19 protein-coding genes and 1 pseudogene are annotated in these 19,920 nt (G+C 62.9%); 13 read left to right on the top strand and 7 right to left on the bottom strand.

What is annotated here, in order from left to right; genetic code table 11:
- The 3 genes and pseudogenes from Q0S16_RS05715 to Q0S16_RS05705 all read right to left on the bottom strand — a co-directional run.
- Positions 1 to 478: aldo/keto reductase (locus Q0S16_RS05715; protein WP_295845990.1), on the bottom strand; the 478-nt coding region annotated here is incomplete at its 3' end.
- Positions 479 to 568: 90 nt separating this feature from the next.
- Positions 569 to 1,423 (bottom strand): lysophospholipid acyltransferase family protein, encoded by an 855-nt coding sequence (locus tag Q0S16_RS05710; RefSeq protein ID WP_295845988.1) that lies wholly within the window; start codon positions 1,421 to 1,423, stop codon positions 569 to 571.
- 180 nt (positions 1,424 to 1,603) lie between these two features.
- Positions 1,604 to 2,080 (bottom strand): annotated as a pseudogene (locus Q0S16_RS05705) (PAS-domain containing protein); the annotation flags it as partial.
- A 480-nt stretch (positions 2,081 to 2,560) separates the two neighbouring features.
- On the opposite strand from Q0S16_RS05705, the gene Q0S16_RS05700 reads away from it, so the two are divergent.
- Positions 2,561 to 3,622: an SDR family oxidoreductase gene (locus Q0S16_RS05700; RefSeq protein WP_295845986.1), complete on the top strand. Its 1,062-nt coding sequence runs from the start codon at positions 2,561 to 2,563 to the stop codon at positions 3,620 to 3,622.
- Positions 3,623 to 3,697: 75 nt separating this feature from the next.
- Here Q0S16_RS05700 and Q0S16_RS05695 read toward each other — a convergent pair whose 3' ends face one another.
- The 3 genes from Q0S16_RS05695 to Q0S16_RS05685 form a co-directional block, all read right to left on the bottom strand.
- On the bottom strand, positions 3,698 to 4,861 hold the full coding sequence (locus Q0S16_RS05695) for a PQQ-dependent sugar dehydrogenase (protein ID WP_295845985.1): 1,164 nt from the start codon (positions 4,859 to 4,861) through the stop codon (positions 3,698 to 3,700).
- An 88-nt stretch (positions 4,862 to 4,949) separates the two neighbouring features.
- Positions 4,950 to 5,123 carry a hypothetical protein gene (locus tag Q0S16_RS05690; protein ID WP_295845984.1) on the bottom strand — a complete coding sequence of 58 codons (174 nt, stop codon included), beginning with the start codon at positions 5,121 to 5,123 and terminating at the stop codon, positions 4,950 to 4,952.
- 155 nt (positions 5,124 to 5,278) lie between these two features.
- Positions 5,279 to 5,938: a glutathione S-transferase family protein gene (locus Q0S16_RS05685; RefSeq protein WP_295845982.1), complete on the bottom strand. Its 660-nt coding sequence runs from the start codon at positions 5,936 to 5,938 to the stop codon at positions 5,279 to 5,281.
- 431 nt (positions 5,939 to 6,369) lie between these two features.
- On the opposite strand from Q0S16_RS05685, the gene Q0S16_RS05680 reads away from it, so the two are divergent.
- From Q0S16_RS05680 to Q0S16_RS05645, 8 genes are all read left to right on the top strand, one after another.
- Positions 6,370 to 7,572: a pyridoxal phosphate-dependent aminotransferase gene (locus Q0S16_RS05680; RefSeq protein WP_295845981.1), complete on the top strand. Its 1,203-nt coding sequence runs from the start codon at positions 6,370 to 6,372 to the stop codon at positions 7,570 to 7,572.
- Between the two features lie 124 nt (positions 7,573 to 7,696).
- On the top strand, positions 7,697 to 8,203 hold the full coding sequence (locus Q0S16_RS05675; protein WP_295845979.1) for a DUF992 domain-containing protein: 507 nt from the start codon (positions 7,697 to 7,699) through the stop codon (positions 8,201 to 8,203).
- Between the two features lie 168 nt (positions 8,204 to 8,371).
- Positions 8,372 to 8,845: a DUF992 domain-containing protein gene (locus Q0S16_RS05670; RefSeq protein WP_295845978.1), complete on the top strand. Its 474-nt coding sequence runs from the start codon at positions 8,372 to 8,374 to the stop codon at positions 8,843 to 8,845.
- A gap of 155 nt (positions 8,846 to 9,000) precedes the next feature.
- Complete coding sequence (locus Q0S16_RS05665; RefSeq protein WP_295845977.1) at positions 9,001 to 11,061, top strand: elongation factor G; 2,061 nt, start codon at positions 9,001 to 9,003, stop codon at positions 11,059 to 11,061.
- Between the two features lie 6 nt (positions 11,062 to 11,067).
- Positions 11,068 to 11,601: an AAA family ATPase gene (locus Q0S16_RS05660; protein ID WP_295845976.1), complete on the top strand. Its 534-nt coding sequence runs from the start codon at positions 11,068 to 11,070 to the stop codon at positions 11,599 to 11,601.
- A 500-nt stretch (positions 11,602 to 12,101) separates the two neighbouring features.
- Positions 12,102 to 12,944, top strand: coding sequence for a shikimate dehydrogenase (locus Q0S16_RS05655; RefSeq protein ID WP_295845975.1), 843 nt, complete (start codon positions 12,102 to 12,104; stop codon positions 12,942 to 12,944).
- A gap of 69 nt (positions 12,945 to 13,013) precedes the next feature.
- Complete coding sequence (locus tag Q0S16_RS05650) at positions 13,014 to 13,643, top strand: DUF5666 domain-containing protein (RefSeq protein ID WP_295845974.1); 630 nt, start codon at positions 13,014 to 13,016, stop codon at positions 13,641 to 13,643.
- Positions 13,644 to 13,773: 130 nt separating this feature from the next.
- Positions 13,774 to 14,481, top strand: a complete 708-nt coding sequence (locus Q0S16_RS05645; protein ID WP_295845973.1) for a carbonic anhydrase — start codon at positions 13,774 to 13,776, stop codon at positions 14,479 to 14,481.
- Between the two features lie 42 nt (positions 14,482 to 14,523).
- Here the strand turns inward: Q0S16_RS05645 and Q0S16_RS05640 are convergent, their stop codons facing one another.
- Positions 14,524 to 15,663, bottom strand: coding sequence for an alpha-hydroxy acid oxidase (locus Q0S16_RS05640; RefSeq protein WP_295845972.1), 1,140 nt, complete (start codon positions 15,661 to 15,663; stop codon positions 14,524 to 14,526).
- 108 nt (positions 15,664 to 15,771) lie between these two features.
- Here Q0S16_RS05640 and Q0S16_RS05635 point away from each other — a divergent pair, with 108 nt between their 5' ends.
- The 4 genes from Q0S16_RS05635 (at position 15,772) to Q0S16_RS05620 (ending at position 19,908) form a co-directional block, all read left to right on the top strand.
- The gene (locus tag Q0S16_RS05635) at positions 15,772 to 15,939 is read left to right on the top strand and encodes a hypothetical protein (RefSeq protein ID WP_295845971.1); all 168 of its coding nucleotides are present in this window, start codon (positions 15,772 to 15,774) and stop codon (positions 15,937 to 15,939) included.
- A gap of 244 nt (positions 15,940 to 16,183) precedes the next feature.
- Positions 16,184 to 17,530, top strand: a complete 1,347-nt coding sequence (gene glmM / locus Q0S16_RS05630; protein WP_295845970.1) for a phosphoglucosamine mutase — start codon at positions 16,184 to 16,186, stop codon at positions 17,528 to 17,530.
- A 505-nt stretch (positions 17,531 to 18,035) separates the two neighbouring features.
- The gene (locus Q0S16_RS05625; RefSeq protein ID WP_295845969.1) at positions 18,036 to 18,881 is read left to right on the top strand and encodes an outer membrane beta-barrel protein; all 846 of its coding nucleotides are present in this window, start codon (positions 18,036 to 18,038) and stop codon (positions 18,879 to 18,881) included.
- 142 nt (positions 18,882 to 19,023) lie between these two features.
- Positions 19,024 to 19,908 (top strand): outer membrane beta-barrel protein, encoded by an 885-nt coding sequence (locus Q0S16_RS05620; protein ID WP_295845968.1) that lies wholly within the window; start codon positions 19,024 to 19,026, stop codon positions 19,906 to 19,908.
- Positions 19,909 to 19,920 lie beyond the last annotated feature (12 nt).

Raw genomic sequence — 19,920 nt, 5'->3', positions numbered from 1 at the left:
CCTCCGCAATGCGCCATGCCGGAAAATTCGAATTACCGATGTAGCGGACCTTGCCCTGGCGTACGAGATCGTCGAGTGCGCGCATCGTCTCCTCGATCGGCGTCAGGGGATCGTAGTCATGCTGCTGGTAGAGATCGATGTAATCGGTCTTCAGCCGCGTCAAGCTAGCCTCGACCGCGGACATGATGTAGCGCCGCGACGCGCCCTGCTTGGTGCCGTCGGGGCTCATCGGCTTGGAGTATTTGGTCGCCAGCACGATGTCCTTGCGGCGGTCGCCGAGCACCGTGCCGAGCACGGTCTCGGAGCCGCCCATGCCGGCATAGATATCGGCGGTGTCGAACAGCGTGATGCCGCGGTCGATCGCCTTGTGAATTACTTTTCGCGACGCTTCGAGGTCGCTGCGCTGTCCGAAATTGTTGCAGCCGAGGCCGACCGCGGAGACGCGCAGGCCCGAGCCGCCGAGATTACGAATTTGCATGATGAATTCCTCACAACGAGCGCTGGAGGGCGTTATGGCCCGCACCGATTGGGAGGGCAAGACGCGCTGCATCATGACACCTGTGCGGCGTCAGGCGATGACCGGCGCCGACACCGTGGCAGGGGATTCCGACGCTTCGGGCACCGCCGTCGTCGGCTTCGATGGTCCGGCCCGCAAGGCCGCGATTGTCATCCGCCGCACCGCCTGTTCGGCGTGGCGGGCGATCTGCTTGCGGTCGGCGCTGACGTCATAGGCGATGGCTTCTCCCCAGGTCACCACGACATCGGTGGCGCCGGCGGCCAGGATGCCGATGAAATGCGGGACCAGATCGATGTCGCCATACCACGCCACATTCTCGCGCAGCGCGCGGCCGACCGGCAGTCCGCCGAAACCGACATAAGCGAGCGACAGCGGCTGCACGGTAATCACCTTGTGGTGCGCGGATTCGCCGAGCGCGTGGTGCACCGCGCCGATCAGCGCCGAGCGAAACGGCAGGATCCGGACGCCGTCGCTGGAGGTGCCCTCGGCGAACAGCACCACGGCGTCGCCGCCGAGCATCCGGTCGCCGATCTCACGGGTCGCGGCGCCGGTCTGGTGCCGGGCCTTTCGATTGATGAAGATGGTGCGCTGCAGCCTGGCCAGCCAGCCGAACACCGGCCAGGTCGCCACCTCGCTCTTGGCCACGAAGGCCACAGGTCCCAGCGCGCCGATGATGCAGATGTCCAGCCACGACACGTGATTGGCCAGGATCAGCGCCGGTGTCGTCGCGGTGCGGGTGCCGATTTCGCGGATGCGGACTCCGGCCAGCGCGCAGAAGGCGCGGTGAAACAGCAGCGGAATGCGCCGCTGCAGCCGCAGGCCGAAGGCCAGGGCAATCAGCTGGAACGGCGCCAGCAGCAGAGTCAGCACGGCGACGCAGAGCAAGGCCAAGACAAAACGGATCATGATGCGCTTATATCCGACCGCGGCGTGCAGGCAAAAAGGCGGCCCCGGTCAGTGCGGCAACTGACGGGGGCCGCTGGGGCATCCGGCCCGCGACGGGGGAAGCAGGCGGGATGGCGCGAAATTAGCTGGGCGTTGTTACATCGCCGTGACATTCCGGCTTTTCCACAGCCGACCCAGATTTTATTCGGCCGCGTGCAGATGGCCCGGCGCGAACACGTCGCCGGCGTTCGAACGAAGCGACAGATAATAGTCCTTATTCGTGAGGTCGTCGTTGCGGCGGACGATGTCGGTGATCGGCGTATAACTCAGCATCCGGCCACCGTCGGGCAGGGCGGTGCACCGCATTCGCAGCACCTGCCCATTGGCCAGCCGCAGGTCCTGCGGGACCGGATCGCCAGCCTTGATGCGTTCGACCCGCTGGGCGATGTAGCGATCGATTTCTTCCTCCGGCAGCTGATAGGCGTGCACATCGCGGGCATGGTACATCAGCGCGATCAGCGGCGGCCGGCTGTCCGCGCGATCGTCCGGCAATCCAAAATAGGTCCGGTAGGCGCGGTTGATGAATTCGGCGCGGGTATCGTCGTTAAGCAGCACAATGCCGATGTCGAATTGATCGAGCGCCGCGGACAGGCGTTCGGCCGTGCTGGCCTGGCGGCGATTGCGCGCGTTGTTGCGTAGCCGGCGACGGGCGGCAAGGGTGCCGGCGGCGCCCAATGTCAGCACCGAAGCCAAAAATGCCGGATCCCACATCATTCGCCAGTCCAGCTGCATCGGATCAGCCTGTACCTGTGTAATCAGTTTAGGCTGGCAGCTTGGACGTTTGTTCTGGAATCTCCCACCGCTTTCCAGGGGTAACGCTAAATTCCGATGTCGGTACTGGAAGGATTTTTCCCCTTGTTCGTTTCAAATACGCTCGAACCGGCATGAATCCGTTCGCCATCGATCTTCGTGTCTTGCGCGGATCACGCGGGTAGCAGGCGGCAGTCCCGGCGTTCCGTCCGAAGGCTGGAACCATCCGCCCGATTTTGCGTTCATCACGGCCGGAACATTCAATTTCCGAAAATGGCCAAAATGCCGCTTCGACTGGCGATCCCGTCCTCCTTGCCGATATATCGGGGATCGCTTCAAAGGAATTCCATGACAGATACAGCTCTCGTCGTCGGTGCCAGCGGCATCGTCGGCAATAATCTCGCCCGCCATCTGCATAGTCAGGGCTGGGAGGTCCATGGTCTGGCACGACGTCCCGCCGCCATCGACGGCGTCAAGCCGGTCGTCGCGGATCTGCTCGATCCGGCCTCGTTGCAGCAGGCGTTGGCCGACCTTCGGCCCAGCCATGTCTTCGTTAGCAGCTGGCTGCGGCAGAATACGGAAGCCGAGAATATCAAGGTCAACAGTGCGATGGTACGCAACCTGCTGGACGCGCTGTCGCCTGGCAAGTCGGTGAAGCATGTCGCACTTGTGACGGGGCTGAAGCACTATCTCGGCCCGTTCGAATCCTATGGCAAGGGCGTGCTGCCGGCGACGCCGTTTCGCGAGGAGCAGCCGCGGCTAGACGTCGACAATTTCTATTACGCCCAGGAGGACGAGGTGTTCGCGGCGGCCAGGCGTGACGGTTTCGGCTGGAGCGTGCACCGGCCGCATACCATCATCGGCTACGCCGTCGGCAATGCGATGAATATGGGTGTCACATTGGCGGTCTACGCCACGATCTGCCGCGAGACTGGCCGGCCGTTCGTATTTCCCGGATCGGCCACGCAATGGAACGGTCTCACCGACATGACCGACGCGCGGCTGCTGGCGCGTCATCTGAGCTGGGCTGCGACGACGGAAGTCGCCCGCAACGAAGCCTTCAACGTCGTCAATGGCGACGTATTTCGCTGGAGCTGGATGTGGCCCCGTATCGCCGACTGGTTCGGCCTCAAGGCGGCGCCGTTCCCCGGCGAGATTTTGCCACTGGAGAAACAGCTCGTCGATGCCGGTCCGATCTGGGCTGACATCGCGCGCCGGCATGGCCTGGTCGAAACGGACCTCAACGTCGTGACCTCGGCGTGGCATACCGACGCCGATCTGGGACGGCCGATTGAAGTCGTCACCGACATGGGCAAGAGCCGCAAGCTTGGCTTCCTCGATTATCAGTGCACTGATGACAGTTTCTTCGATCTGTTCGCCCGGCTGCGCGCGGAAAAGATCATTCCGTAGCAGCGGCCCTGTGCCTCGCACGCGATGCGGCACCAAGTGCCGCGTCGCGTGCGGGAAACCAGCCTGTGCGAGTGTCTACTGCCCCGCCGGCGTCACGCGCAGAATCCGTCCCGCCGAACTATCCGTCAACAACCACAGCGCGCCATCAGGGCCCTGACGGACGTCGCGGATGCGCTCGTTGAGATTTTGCAGGATGCGTTCTTCGGCAGTCACGGTATTGCCGTTCAGCTGCAGCCGCACCAGCATCTGACCGGCCAGCGCGCCGGTGAACAGGCTGCCGCGCCAGCGGGGAAACATCGTGCCGGTGTAGAACGTCATGCCCGACGGCGCGATCGACGGCACCCAGTATTTGATCGGCGGCTCCATGCCGGTTTTGGCGGAGCTGGCGTGGATCTTGGCGCCGGAATAATCGATACCGAAGCCGACGACCGGCCAGCCGTAGTTCTTGCCCTTGCCGATGATGTTGACCCCGTCGCCGCCGCGCGGGCCATGCTCGATTTCCCACAAATCGCCGGTCTCGGGATTTATTGCCAGGCCCTGTTCGTTGCGGTGACCGTAGCTCCAGATCTCCGGCTTGGCATCGGCGCGACCAATGAACGGGTTGCCCTTGGGCGCCGAGCCGTCCGTCGTAATACGGATCAGCTTGCCGAGATGGTTGCCGAGATTCTGCGCCTCGTCGCGAAAGCTGAAATGCTCACCAAGCGTCACGAACAGATTGCCGTCGCTGGCCTGTACGATGCGGCAACCGTAATGGTTGCCGGTCGATGGCGGCCCCTCCTGCCGGAAGATCACCTTGACGTCGTCGAGACGCGGCGTGGCGTTTATCACCAGTCTACCGCGCGCCACGGCGGTTCGGCCGCCACCGCCGCTGCGTTCGGCGTAGCAGAAATAGATCATGCCGTTCTGCGCGTGCGACAGATCGGTGATGACGTCGAGTAGCCCACCCTGGCCGGCCGCCCATACTTCCGGTACGCCTTTCAGAGGCGGCGACAACTGGCCCTGGACGCTGACGATGCGCATCCTCCCGGGACGTTCGGTGACCAGCATCTTGCCGTCCGGCAGGAAGGCCAGCGACCATGGGGTCACAAGTCCGCTGGCGACGGTCTGTACATCAAGTTGTCCGGCGGATGAGCCGAACGACGTGTTGGCCCCGCGCGTTGCCGTGGCAATGAGAAAACTGGCGGTCACGACAATGGCTCCCACCAATGTCATGGTCACCCAAACCAGCGGCGTCTTCATCGGGTGGCTCCGTCGCGAAGGCGAAGTGGCGCGCAGGGCGCGGGGTTTTATGAGTATCTGATGCGGACTAACTCGTTGGCGATGTCGATCAGCCGGGCAGTGGCATTGCGATTGACGTCTGGACCGACAGTGCTGTCAAAGCGACGATCAGGCATAGCGAGGCCAGTGCCAGCGATACGGCCACGACATGGGTGAGGCGGGGCAGGGCGACAGGTCTCGGTTGCGCGGGGAACCCCGGGTTGACGCGAATCGACCGGATCATGGCCGTAAATCCTTCAAATCGCGAGCGAATCACCCGCGGCTCAAGAATCTTGCAGAGATCAACGGGCGCAATTTAGGCGGTTCCCGCCTGAACGGTGGCGGAAGCAGGGCACGACTACTCATCGTAGCAGAATGCCGCGGGTTGTGGCCCGGCCGCTACGCTTCGACGTCGGCTGCTACGTCTAAAGTATCAAACTCCGACGACGTCGGATGCCAGTTCATCGGCACAAAGCCGGTCTGCTGCTCGATCCGTCGCAGCCAGTGCCGTATCGCGGGGAAGCTTTCGAGGTCGAAGTCGCATTGATTGGCGACGTGGGTGTAGCCGTACAGCGCGATGTCGGCGATGGTGAGCTGACCGGCGGCGAAGAAATCGTTGCTCTTGAGGTGATCTTCCATCACCTGCAGCGCAGCATAGCCGCGCTCCATCCAGTCTTCCAGCGCATGGGTCTGCAGGTCGCGACCCCCGCGCACCAGCGACAGCCAGAAATAGGCCGCCCCGATATTCGGCTCCAGCGCGTGCTGTTCGAAGAACATCCACTGCAGGGCCTCGGCGCGATCCATCCGCGATTCCGGAGCCAGCGATGTGCCGATCGCGACATACCACAGGATGGCGTTTGACTCGGCGAGATAGCGGCCCTCCGCGATCTCGAGCAACGGCACCTGGCCACTTGGATTCTTGGCCAGGAATTCCGGCGTGCGGCTTTCGCCGCGAAGAATGTCGACTTCGATCGCGCGATAGGGGGCTTCGAGAAACGCCAGCGCAAGGCGAACCTTGTAGCTGTTGCCGGAGCGTTGCATCGAATAAAGCTTGTACATTCGCGGTCGTCGCTTCTTCCGGATGAGGGTTGGCGCGCACGTCGCGGTCGCCATCCGGCTGAACAATGATGCCGATGACGGCGCGTCGCAACCCCTGGAAACTGGAAAAAGTCGAAAACCACTGTCCGCCTCACCGTCGCGAAAAATCATGCTCCGGGCAAATCACGAAATCGCCATGCGCGAGGCTGGCGTTGCGCGTGCAGCGATCATGATGATCCATGCTCGATCCTGTTGTCCGCGATGCCGGGCGGGCCGGCTATCATTTCCGTCATTCGTCGCCTGGATTTCCCAAAAAGCGCGGTATTGGAGGTCTGTTTCAGGGCCATCCTTCTTGCGATGCAGCGTCGTGCGCTTTAGGGTGCCGCGATCCCAACAGGATCAGCCACCCGATGTCGCCGGCCGTGAGCTTGCGACCGTTCAAGGAGATAATGATGTCGTTTTTGTCCGCTGCGCTCGACCGTGTGAAGCCGTCCGCGACCATCGCGGTCACGGATAAGGCACGTGCGCTGAAGGCAGCCGGTCGCAACGTCATCGGTCTCGGCTCCGGTGAACCCGATTTCGATACCCCGGCCAACATCAAGCTGGCGGCGATTCATGCGATCGAGGCCGGCAAGACCAAGTACACCGCCGTCGATGGCATTCCCGAGCTGAAGGACGCCATCATCGCGAAGTTCAGCCGCGAGAATGGCCTGACCTACAAGCCCAACCAGATCATCGTCGGCACCGGCGGCAAGCAAGTGCTGTATAACGCGTTGATGGCGACGCTGAACCCCGGTGACGAGGTCATTATCCCGGCGCCGTACTGGGTCAGCTATCCCGAGATGGTGGCGCTGGCCGGCGGCGTCTCGGTGCCCGTGGTCTGCACGTCGGATTTCGGCTTCAAGCTGCAGGCGCAGGCGCTGGAAGCTGCGATCACGCCGAAGACCAAGTGGATCATCCTGTGCTCGCCGTCGAACCCGACCGGTGCCGCCTATTCGCGCGCCGAGTTGAAGGCGCTCACCGATGTTCTGGTCAAGCATCCGCATGTCTGGGTGATGACCGATGATATGTATGAGCATCTGGTCTATGACGATTTCGTCTTTACCACCCCGGCGCAGATCGAGCCGAAATTGTACGACCGCACGCTGACCGTGAACGGCGTCTCCAAGGCCTATTGCATGACCGGCTGGCGCATCGGTTATGCCGGCGGACCGGCGGAGCTGATCAAGGCGATGTCGACGATCCAGTCGCAGTCGACCTCGAATCCGTCGTCGATTTCGCAATGGGCGGCGGTGGAAGCGCTGAACGGCCCGCAGGAGTTCATCCCGGCCAACAACGCGGTGTTCAAGGAACGCCGCGATCTGGTGGTGGCGATGCTCAACCAGGCGAACGGCATTCATTGCCCGCGTCCGGAAGGCGCGTTCTACGTCTATCCATCCTGCGCCGGTACGATCGGCAAGACCGCGCCATCCGGCAAGGTCCTCGCCAATGATGAGGACTTCGTCACCGAATTGCTAGAAACCGAAGGTGTCGCGGTGGTGCAGGGGTCCGCTTTCGGGCTCGGGCCGGCATTCCGTATTTCCTACGCGACCAAAACCTCGGACCTGGAAGATGCCTGCAAGCGCATCCAGCGTTTCTGTGGCAATCTGCGCTAGGTTCATCGTCACACCGTTTTAATTAGCGACAATTTGACGCCTATTTTTGGTAGGCGCCTTGTTTTGGACACGGCGCTTCCTTCTTGTTTGCCGCACAATCAAAGCCAAAAACCGGAGTATCTCTATGCGACTTTCTAAAATGTTCGGCCTCGCGACCGTCGCCCTCGTGGCCTCCTTCGCTTCCGCGAATGCGCAGCAGGGCGTTGCCGTCGGCGTGCTCGAGTGCACCGGCGGGCAGAATGTCAGCTTCGTCGTTGGTTCGAATGCGACCCTGAATTGCGTATTCCAGAGCGGCGGTGGCCGTTCCGAGGGGTATGTGGCCACGATTCGCCGCTTCGGTCTTGATCTGGGCTTCACCCAGAACACCACCGTGCAGTGGACCGCGTTTGCGCCCTACGCCCGCGTGCCGCGTGGCGGTCTCGCCGGCACCTATGGTGGCGTCGGCTCCAACGCCTCGGTCGGTATCGGCTTCGGCGGCAATTTCCTGCTCGGCGGCAATGGCAACCAGTACACCCTGCAGCCGATCAGCGTTCAGGGTCAGACCGGCCTCAACGTGGCCGCCGGCGTCGTCAGCCTGGAGCTGACCCCCGCCGCTCCGGTTCGTCGCCGTCATCATCGTCGTCAGCACTAATCGACGATAAATGACAAAAAGGCCCGCGCAAGCGGGCCTTTTTTATGCGCTGTGCTGATCAGCCTTGTTGTTTTGCGATGGTTTCATTGGCTATGGATACAACTGACGCTAGCGGTTTCCGCCGCTTGCGCGCTCCACATCGCCTCGTTCACATCCGGAGATCACGCCATGAGCCGCCTTTCGCCAGTTTTGGGCCTCGCCGTCACCCTGGCCAGCTTCAGCGCCCAGGCGCAGTCGCCGCAGGCCGTTCAGCTCGGCGTGTTGAACTGCCGCGGCGGCGCCAGCGTCGGCTTCGTGGTTGGCTCGGTCACCAATCTTGGCTGCGTGCTCACCGGTAGCGGCCGTCCCGACCAGCCTTACGTCGCAACGGTTCGCAAGGTCGGGATCGACCTCGGTATTACCGAACAGACCGCGTTGTCCTGGGCGGTCTTCGCACCGGTGAATTATTCCGGGCCCGGCGATCTCTCCGGCAATTACGCCGGTGCCCAGGGCTCGGCTTCGTTTGGCGTCGGCCTCGGCGCCAACGTGCTGGTCGGCGGATCGCGGAATTCCATCGCGCTGCAGCCGCTCAGTCTGCAGGGTTCCACCGGCGTGAACATCGCCGTCGGGCTGGAAAGCCTCGAACTGCGTCCGGGACGCTAGAGAGAAGACGCGGCGCACTTTTTGCGTCGCCCGCATGCGGGCGAGCGAAGTTCGCCGCAACGCAGCAACGTTTCCATCTTGCCAAACCGGTGGACCGGGCGGAGCATCCCGGCGCCGACCCGATCACGGGCCGAGCTCCAGATCAGGAGGCGGCAATGGGACATGATGGGAAAAGTCCACGTGGTTCCCAGGGCAACGCAGCGAAATGCATTGCGCTGGTGGGCCCTTTCCAGAGCGGGAAAACCACTCTGCTCGAAGCCATCCTGGCGCGCACCGGTGCGATCCCGCGGGCCGGCAGCGTCGATGCCGGCAGCTCGGTCGGCGATGCCAGCGCCGAAGCCCGCCACCACAAGATGGGCGTCAGCCTGACGGCGGCGACCACCGTTTTCAAGGGCGACAGCTACACGTTTATTGATTGTCCGGGCTCGGTGGAGTTCGTCCATGACATGCGCGCCGCGTTGCCGGCGGTCGACGCCGCAGTGGTGGTGTGCGAGGCGGACGAACGCAAGCTGCCGCAGTTACAGCTGATCCTGCGCGAGCTGGAAGATTTGCATATTCCGCGCTTGCTGTTTCTCAACAAGATTGACCGCGCCAACAAGCGTATCCGCGAAACCCTGGCCACGCTGCAGCCGGCGTCGCGGATTCCGCTGGTGCTGCGGCAGATCCCGATCTGGGGCGATGAGCGGATCGAAGGCTTTGTCGATCTGGCGCTGGAGCGCGCCTTTGTCTATCGCGAGCACAGGCCATCCGAGGTGATCGCGCTTGATGGCGGCGACCTCGATCGCGAGAAGGAAGCCCGCTTCGCCATGCTGGAGAAGCTTGCCGATCACGACGATGCGCTGATGGAGCAGCTGCTCGACGATATCGCGCCACCGGCGGATACGGTGTTCGATGATCTCGCCCGCGAGTTGCGCGACGGGCTGATTTGTCCGGTGCTGCTGGGCTCGGCGTTGCGTGAAAACGGCGTGCTGCGACTGCTGAAGGCGCTGCGCCACGAGGCGCCCGGCGTCGTTGAAACGGCGCGGCGGCTCGGCATCCCGGATGGCAAGGAGGCGCTGGCCTATGTCATCAAGACCACGCACCTTCCGCATGGCGGCAAGCTGTCGCTGGCGCGCGTACTCGCCGGCTCGCTGGAGGATGGCGCCACGCTGCGGGCCTCATCGGGCGAGAGCGGTCGCGTTTCCGGTTTGCTGGTGCCAGGTGCCCATGACACCAAGTGCGACACCGCCCGGGCCGGCGAGACGGTCGCATTCGGCAAGCTCGATCATGTCCGGACCGGCGACCTGCTTTCAACCGGCAAGACCGCGCCGGCGGCGCTGGTCCATGTTGTGATTGCCGTACCGGTGCTGGCGATGGCGCTCGCGGCCGCCGATCGCAAGGACGACGCCAAACTCGGCCAGGCGCTGCTGCGGCTCAACGAGGAAGATCCGTCGCTCACGGTGGTCCACCATGCCGCGACCCATGACGTGGTGCTGTGGGGGCAGGGCGAGATGCACCTGCGCGTCGCGCTGGAGCGGTTGCGCGAGCGCTTCGGTGTCCAGGTCAAATCGCAGCCGCCGATCATTGCTTACCAGGAGACGATCCGAAAACCGATCGTGCAACGCGGCCGGCACAAGAAGCAATCCGGCGGCCACGGCCAGTTCGGCGACGTCGTATTGGAAGTGCGGCCGCTGCCGCGCGGCGACGGCTTCGCGTTCGAGGAAAAAGTGGTCGGCGGCGCGGTGCCGCGCAACTATATTCCGGCGGTGCAGGAAGGTGTCGTTGACGGCCTCCTGCGCGGCCCGCTGGGCTTTCCGGTGATCGACGTGCAGGTGACTCTGACCGACGGCTCGTTCCACACCGTGGATTCGTCGGACCTTGCGTTTCGTACCGCGGCGCGGATTGGCGTCAGCGAAGCGCTGCCGCAATGCCAGCCGGTGCTGCTGGAGCCCATCCATGTGGTTGAGATCGTCTGTCCCAATGAGGCCACCGCCAAGGTCAACGCCATCCTGTCGGGCCGCCGTGGCCAGATCCTGGGCTTCGACACCCGCGACAACTGGCCGGGCTGGGACCAGGTCCGGGCGATGTTGCCGGAAGCGGAGATCGGTGACCTGATCGTCGAACTGCGCTCGGCCACCGCCGGCGCCGGACATTTTACCCGTCGCTTCGATCACATGGCCGAAGTCACCGGCCGCGCCGCCGACCAGATCATCGCCGCGCACCGGGTGGCGGCGTGATACATTATGCTGATGATACCTGGGGCGCGGATCGTCATTATCGGCAATAGTGGCTCGGGCAAGAGCACGCTTGCAGAAGCGTTTGGTGCGACGCGGGGACAGGTTGTCTTCGACCTTGATGATGCCCATTGGCAGGTGGGTGTTGGCATCGATCGCGATAAGGCCGAGGCCAAAGGCGTCGTCCACGCCTTTGCCGAGCAGCCGCGGTGGGTCATCGAGGGAGTGTATGGTTGGCTGGCCGCAATCGCCCTCGCGCGCGCCAACACATTGATCTGGCTCGATCTGCCGTGGGACGTATGCCGCGACAGCCTGACTGGGCGCGGGCCATCGCGCGGTGCGACGGCCGAGCAACATGCCGACCTTCTGGCGTGGGCGGCAGCCTATTGGCAGCGGCAAACGTCGACATCATTTGCCGGGCATCTTGGCTTGTTCAACGATTTTGCGGGCCAGAAGATACGCCTTCTGAATCGTTTCGATGTGGCGGCGTTTCTGGCCGCAGCCCATAGCGGTACGGGCGAAAATTTGCGGGGATCTGTCTAGTTCGCGCGGCGGTTGCGCGCGCCAGCATCAAGATGGCTGCGACCTGGACATGCTAGCTGGAAAAATGTTTGCAACGGTCGCATCACCCTTGCGTGGTTGGCATCGCTTTTGGATAGATGGCGCCAGGACATCGAAGGGCGACTCGCGCGCATGCTGACATCAACACGTAGTTTCCAGCTTGCCTGCGCGCTCGGCGGACCGGCGCGCCACATTGACGGCGTCGGCCTTGCTCGTTCCGGAGGGACGTTTGGCTTCCTTCACGGTCGCCCTGCGCTCGCCGTGGCTGCCGGATCTTTTCTGTGGGTGGCGCTGCTGTCCGCTGTCGCGATCGGCGCTTCGGCCCAACACCGCCTTGATCTTGCCGCCGTTTGGCCCTCCGCGGCGGCGCTAATCATCTCGGCGATCTCCGCGAGTTCGGTGCGCCGCAAACCACATTGACCGCCTGCTTCTCACCACACTTCTTTTGACACGTACGCTTCGGTCGAAGCGAAGGATTGCCGATGCCCAACCAGATAAAGCCGCACGCCGCATGTTTGATCGGGTGGCCGGCGGCGCATTCGCGTTCCCCCCTGATTCATCATCATTGGCTGCGGGCGCTCGGCCTCGACGGCGGTTACAGCATCGAGTCGGTGCCGCCGGAAGGGTTTGCCGAATTCATCCTGAACCTGTCGAAACACGGTTATATCGGCGGCAACATCACGATCCCGCACAAGGAGCGCGTGCTCAAGCTGACCGCGCCGGACCAGCGCGCCCGCGCCGTCGGCGCCGCCAACACGCTGTGGTACGATCACGGCACGCTGCGCGCGACCAATACCGACATCGAGGGCTTCATCGACAATCTCGATCATTCCTCCGACGATTGGGACCACGCCGATGATGCGCTGGTGCTCGGCGCGGGGGGGGCATCGCGCGCGGTGGTGTTCGGCCTGCTGGAGCGCGGCATCAAACGCATCCATCTCGCCAACCGTACCATCGGGCGGGCCCAGGCGATCGCCCATCAGTTCGGCGCCAGGGTGCTGCCGCTGCCATGGGAAGACATCAACAGCGTGCTCCCGCGCGTGGGACTGCTGGTCAACACCACCTCGCTCGGCATGTATGGCCAGCCGCCGCTCGAGGTGGCGACCGAACGCTTGCCGGCCGAGGCGGTGGTCGCCGATCTCGTTTATGTGCCGTTGCAGACGCCGCTGCTGGCCGCCGCGCGCGCCCGCGGGCTGCGCACCGCCGACGGACTCGGCATGCTGCTCTATCAGGCGGTGCGCGGTTTTGAATTGTGGTTCGGGCAACGCCCCGAAGTAACGCCCGAATTGCGCGAACTGCTGGAGTCCGATCTCACAGTGGCGTGATGCGGGAATAGCAATCTCATGATGGGGTTTCCATCTGCGTTGCAAGGCACTCCGCCCAAAGGAAATCCTATGTCGAAAATCGTTTCTTCCACCACCCGTATTGTCGCGGGAGCCTTGTTGACCGCCTCGCTGCTGACGTCGGCGGCGTTCGCGCAGCAGCCGCAGCCGATCCGCATTCGCGGCACCATCGAAAGCGTGGATGGCGCGCTGCTGACGGTCAAGGATCGCGACGGCGCTGAACGCAAGGTCAAGCTCACCGACACCGCCACCATCACGGGCATCGTCAAGACCACCATGGCCGATGTGAAGCCCGGCTCCTATATCGGCGTCACCGGCCAGCCGCAGCCCGACGGCACCCAGAAGGCGATCGCCATTCATATTTTCCCGGAAGCCATGCGCGGCACCGGCGAGGGCTCGCGGCCGTGGGATCTGCGGCCGAACAGCAGCATGACCAACGCGACCGTCGACCAGAAAGTCGAGGCCAGCGACGGCCAGAACCTGACGGTCAAATACAAGGACGGCGAGAAAAAAGTGATCGTGACGCCGGAGACGCCGATCGTCACCTTCGTTCCGGGTGACAAGTCCGAGCTCAAGGTCGGCGCCAAGATCATCATCATGGGCGCCAGCAAGAAGGAGGATGGCAGCTTCGAGGCCACCCGCATCAATGTCGGCCGCGACGGACTGACCCCGCCGATGTGACGGGCGCATAGGAAATATTAATGACGAACGACGAGGCGCGACATTTCGGCGCCTTGGAACTTGTCGGCCCGGTGGAACCCGGGCATGGTTCCGTCCGGATAGGTATTTATATCCCTGGACGGAGAATTGCATGATTACGCGACGCCTATTTTGCGGGTGCCTGGCTGGCGGACTCTCCCTGGCCGGCGCTGCCGCCCAGGCCCAATCACTTGAATGCGCGGTGTTCACGCCGGATCGCCAGAAGGCCACGGCGCCGGGCGACGCTTTGACGCGCCTGCGGGCCGGCAACCAGCGCTTCATCGCTGGCAAGTCCATCAATTGCGACCTGATGGCGCAAGTGAAGGAAACCGCCACCAACCAGTCGCCTTACGCGGCCATCGTCGGCTGTATCGATTCCCGCGTTCCGCCGGAACTGGTGTTCGATCAGCGCATCGGCGACGTGTTCTGCGCCCGGGTAGCTGGCAATTGCGTCAATACCGACATCATTGGCAGCCTGGAATATGCCACCAAGGTGGCCGGCGCCCGCGCCATCGTCGTTCTCGGTCACAATTCCTGCGGCGCCATCAAGAGCGCGGTCGATGACGTCAAGCTCGGCAACATCACTGAACTGTTGAAGAACTTTCAGCCCGCGATCGCCACGCTGTCCGAGGCCGACGGCCATCGCGACTCCCACAACTACCCGCTGGTGCAGAAGGTTGCTGAGGCAAATGCGCGGCTGACCGCGGCCAGCCTGCTGGTACGCAGTCCGATCATCAAGGCGCTGGTCGAGTCCGGCGACCTGACGATTGCGGCCGCGATGCACGACATCGCCACCGGCAAGGTAACCTGGCTCTCCTGAGCCGTTGCGGCCGGCGCGTGCGCCGGCCGCAAAATCAGGGCCTCAATGCACCAGGACGTGCTTGTCGATCTCGGCGATCGAATTGACGCCGCACAGCCCCATGGTGACGCTGAGCTCGTTGCGCAGGATGTCCAGCGCCTTGGTCACGCCGGGGCCGCCATAGGCACCGAGACCGTAGACATAGGCGCGGCCGATCATGCACGACTTCGCACCGAGGGCGAGCGCGCGCATCACGTCCTGTCCCGAGCGGATGCCACTGTCGAACATCACTTCGATTTCCGAGCCAACGGCGTCGACGATGCCCGGCAGCACCGAGATCGAAGATGGCGCGCCGTCGAGCTGGCGGCCGCCATGGTTGGACACCACCATCGCCTGGGCGCCGACCTTCACCGCCTCGCGGGCGTCCTCGACGTCGTGAATGCCCTTGATCACGATCTTGCCCGGCCAGATGCTGCGGATCCAGTCGAGATCCTTCCAGTTCAGCGTCGCGTCGAACTGCGTCGCGGTCCATTGCGAGACGGATTCCAGATTATCGGCATTCTTCACGAAACCGGCGATGTTGCCGAAGTTGCGCCGTTTGGCCTGCAGCGTGCGCATCAGCCAGGCGGGCTTCATGGCAAAGTCGATCATGTTTTTCAAATTGTAGATCTGTGGCGGCACCGACAGGCCGTTCTTGATATCGGCGTGACGCTGGCCGATCACCTGCAGGTCGACGGTGAGCACCAGCGCGCTGCATTTCGCCTTGATGGCGCGCTCGATCAGCTCCTTGATGAAGCCGCGATCCTTCATGACATAGAGCTGAAACCAGAACGGCTTGTCGACATTCTCGGCGACGTCCTCGATCGAATTGATCGACATCGTCGAGAGCGTGTAGGGAATCCCGAATGCTTGCGCGGCGCGGCAGGCGTGAATCTCGCCATCGCCATATTGCATGCCGGTGGAGCCGACCGGGGCGCAGATCAGCGGCATGGTGGCCTTCTCGCCGAGGATCGTCGTGCCGGTGTCGCGCTTGGCGATATCGACCAGGATGCGCTGGCGAAATTTCAGCTTCTGCAGATCCTCGCAATTGGCACGGAACGTGTCTTCGCTGTAGGAGCCATGATCGACATAGTCGAAAAACGCCTTCGGCACGTTGCGCTTGTGCTTCAGGCGAAGATCCGCGATGCAGGTGATGTGCTTCATTGAGTGTTCCGGCCCTTCTTGCATTTGCCCGTTTCGTGGTGATCTAGCATGGATGGGCCCGTCGCCAAATGATCCTTCCGGGCGGTGCCCGCTCGCCAAGGAGACGCCATGCCAGCTTTCAAAGCCGATCATGCGACCGACGCCGAGATCGAGAAGAGGCGGCTCGACGAGGCCCTCGACGAGGGGCTGAAAGAGACCTTTCCGGGCTCCGACCCGGTCAGCGTAACGCAGCCGGCGCATTCGAAGGCGGACCTCCACATCAAGCGCAAGGACTGAGCGCGCGCCGGGTTCCCGGGGGCGTCACTCGTTCAGAAATGGGTTGCCGAGCAATATCAATAGGTTGATGGCCCCGCCCGGATCGCTGCTCGGTAATGATTCATCATATTTTTTGAAGTCCCTTTAGGTCTCCAGGCCTTATAAGACCGTCATACAGGTGTCGGGGCAGGGAAGCTCGCGGGTGAGTCGCCGGATTCGGCGGTCACTGGGCGGCGACCGTGCCGATGCGATGACGGGGGTTGCCATGAGCCGCAAATATTTCGGGACCGACGGCATTCGCGGCCGCGCCAACGGCGTGATCACGCCGGAACTGGCCTTGAAGGTCGGGCAGGCGGCCGGTCTGGTGTTCCAGCGCGGCGAACATCGCCACCGCGTGGTGATCGGCAAGGACACGCGATTGTCCGGCTACATGATCGAGAATGCCATGGTGGCGGGCTTCACCTCGGTCGGCATGGACGTGCTGCTGGTCGGTCCGATGCCGACCCCGGCGGTGGCGATGCTGACCAAGTCGATGCGCGCCGATCTTGGCGTGATGATCTCGGCGTCGCACAATCTGTTCGAGGACAATGGCATCAAGCTGTTCGGCCCGCTCGGCTTCAAGCTCTCCGACGACGTCGAGAAGCAGATCGAGGAATTGCTCGACGACGATCTCGGCAAGAAGCTGGCGGCCAGCGCCAGCCTCGGCCGTGCCCGCCGCATCGACGGCGTGCATGACCGTTACATCGAATTTGCCAAGCGCACGCTGCCGCGCGACCTCAGCCTCGATGGCCTGCGCGTGGTGGTCGATTGCGCCCATGGCGCGGCCTACAAGGTGGTGCCGGAAGCGCTGTGGGAACTGGGCGCCGACGTGATCTCGATCGGCGTCGAGCCCGATGGCTTCAACATCAACAAGGAATGCGGCTCGACCGCGCCGGAAGCGCTGTCGCGCAAGGTGCGCGAGATGCGCGCCGATATCGGCATCGCGCTCGATGGCGACGCCGACCGCGTCATCATCGTCGACGAGCGTGGCCACGTCGTCGATGGCGACCAGCTGCTGGCGGTGATCGCGCAGAGCTGGAAGGAGGACGGCCGGCTGTCGAAGCCCGGCATCGTCGCCACCGTGATGTCCAATCTCGGCCTCGAGCGTTTTCTCAATGCGCAGGGCATCGACCTGATCCGCACCGCGGTCGGTGACCGCTACGTGCTCGAGCAGATGCTGAAGCACGGCTACAATGTCGGCGGCGAACCGTCCGGCCATATCATCATGTCGGACTACGCCACCACCGGTGACGGTTTTGTCGCCGCGCTGCAGGTGCTGGCGGTGGTGCAGAAGTCCGGGCGTCCGGTGTCGGAAGTCTGCCATCTGTTCGAGCCGCTGCCGCAGATCCTGAAAAATGTCCGCTATCGCAGCGGCAAACCACTCGACAATGACGACGTCAAATCGACCATCGCCGCCGGCGAATTGCGTCTCAACGGCCACGGCCGGCTGCTGATCCGCCCGTCGGGCACCGAGCCGGTGATCCGGGTGATGGGCGAGGGCGACGACCGCATCATGGTCGAGGAAGTGGTCGACACCATCGTGTCGGCGCTCGGCCACGCCGCGGCGGCCTAATCGCGCGGCAGCTTCACGCCAGGCTTCGATTATGTCGCGGGGGGCGCAACGGCGCGCTGCCGTCCGCCGAAACCCCGGGGCGGAGGTGAGTGCGCGGCGCTCTCGCGGTCGCGCGCGAGACAGATGACGTGGACAAGCTTCGCTTGGCCCACCCGACGGCTTCGATGCCGTTGCTATCAATCATTTGTTAGTATTTGCCGGACGGTCAGCGGAACTCGCGCGCGACCGCCGGGGTTCCATGCGCGACATCCAGCGCGTGGACCTGAGCCTTCGCGCTTCGCATCATGGTTAACGAATAGCTTCGCGCCAGGAACCTACTGATATCCATGTGTAGTTAGGAAGTGTCGCTACGCGGCGTTGCAATTTTTACCTGTAAATCGTCATTGATTATCAACCTTAATTGTTAGGGTTAAGTACCGCTTAAGAATTTGCTGGCATCCTTCGAGCGTGAATTTTGAGTGTGAGGCCCTCCGTAGTTGCCTCTTTGGCCAAAAGGACGAAGCCAATGCGTAGCGTTAAATTGATTCTGGCCGCCGGAGCGGCTTCCCTGATGTCGACCGCCGTTTTCGCCGCCGACATGCCCCTTCCCCCGCCGATGAGCTATGCCCCGCCGCCGGTCGAGGATTTCGGCGGCTGGTATCTGCGCGGCGATATCGGTTTCAGCAATCAGAAGGTGAAGAACATCGCCATGGGCGATAACCGCAATGCCGCGCTTTTGTCGCTGCAGGAGAACGTGGCGTTCGACACCGCTGGCATCTTTGGCGGCGGCGTCGGCTACCAGTTCAACAACTGGCTGCGCGGCGACATCACCGGGCAATACCGCGGCAATGCCAACTTCAAAGGCACTGACCGGGTCACTTTCCCGTCGGCGGGTCTGGTTGGCAATGGTGTCAACAACTACACCGCCAGCAAATCCGAATGGGTGGTGATGGCCAATGGCTATGTCGATCTCGGCACCTGGTGGTGCGTGACGCCGTTCGTCGGCGCCGGCGTCGGCATGGCGCGGGTCAACATCGCGAACTACACCGACAATGGTTCGACCATCGTCGGTGGCGTGACGTCCACCAGCTTTGCCGGCGCGCCGGCCGCGTCGAAGTGGAACCTGGCCTGGGCGCTGCACACCGGCCTGGCCTACAAGGTCAATCCGGCGACGACGATCGAATTCGGCTACAGCTACATGAATCTCGGCGATGCCACCACCGGTCCGGTGTCGGACTATACCGGCTTCACCCGCGGCGTGCCGATGCAGTTCAAGGACATCACCTCGCACGACCTGAAGCTCGGCGTGCGCTGGAATCTGGACAGCCCGCCGGCTTACGCGCCGCCGCCGCCGCTGATCCGCAAGGGCTGATCGCTCCAACTATCTTAATACTGCTTAACGGCGCGGGATCTTCCCGCGCCGTTTTGTTTTGCGTTGGTGGTGCTTGGTGACAATTGATTAAGGTTAATGCGTGATGATTAGTGTAGTTAAAGTTGAGTTGGGGAATTTCGAAATGTTGAAGTGGGTATTGGCTACTGCCCTGGTATGCGCGACGTCTGGCGCGCAGGCGGCGGATTACGCGGACCTTCCGGTATTGCGCGGAAGCCTTCGCGAGCAGACCTCCACCGGGAGAAACTGGGACGGTTGGTATGCCGGCGGCCAGTTCGGCTATTCGGCCGGCAATCTCGATTTCAGCCACGCCTCCCAATCCCTGACCGACTTCATGTTGCGAAACCAAGTGTTGCAGGTGCCGGTTCAAAGCTGGGCACTGCTGGAGGCCAAGGATGCCACGTCGCTCGGTTTTGGCGGCTTCGTCGGTCGCAACTGGCAATGGGAAGACGCGGTCATCGGCCTCGAACTGAACTACACCAATTTGCGCGGCCTCAGTAATTCTTCCGGCTCGACCATGAGCCTGTCGATCATGAATCCAGCAGGCGCGACACCGCCGGCCGGGCACGACTACCGCTATGATACCACGTTAACTGGTGCCGCGTCCGGTCAGATCAAGGACTTGCTCAGTCTGCGCGCGCGTGGCGGTTGGGATGCCGGCACTTTCATGCCGTATATTTTCGGTGGCCTAGCTCTTGGCCGTGTCCAGGTCAGCCGCACGGCAACGCTGGATGTGACCAAACACGATCTTTACACCGTGACGGCGGGAGGTGTGACGATTCCTGTGGATATTTATTCGCCAGGCAATGCGACGCCGACGCCATCATCCAAAACGGAAGGCGGCGCCGATGCGATCGCGGCCGGCTACACGGTTGGCCTCGGCACCGAAATGCTGGTAGCAGGCAATCTGTTCCTTCGCGCCGAGTGGGAATATGTTCAGCTCATGAAAATTCGCGACGTGGCTTTCAGCGTCAATACGGCGCGCGCCGGCATTGGCTACCGGTTCTGACCTGATATCACC

This window comes from Tardiphaga sp. (assembly GCF_025356345.1).
GTDB lineage: Bacteria > Pseudomonadota > Alphaproteobacteria > Rhizobiales > Xanthobacteraceae > Tardiphaga.
The sequence above is the reverse complement of the archived record's forward strand: the minus strand, read 5'-3'. Positions and strand labels throughout refer to the sequence as shown.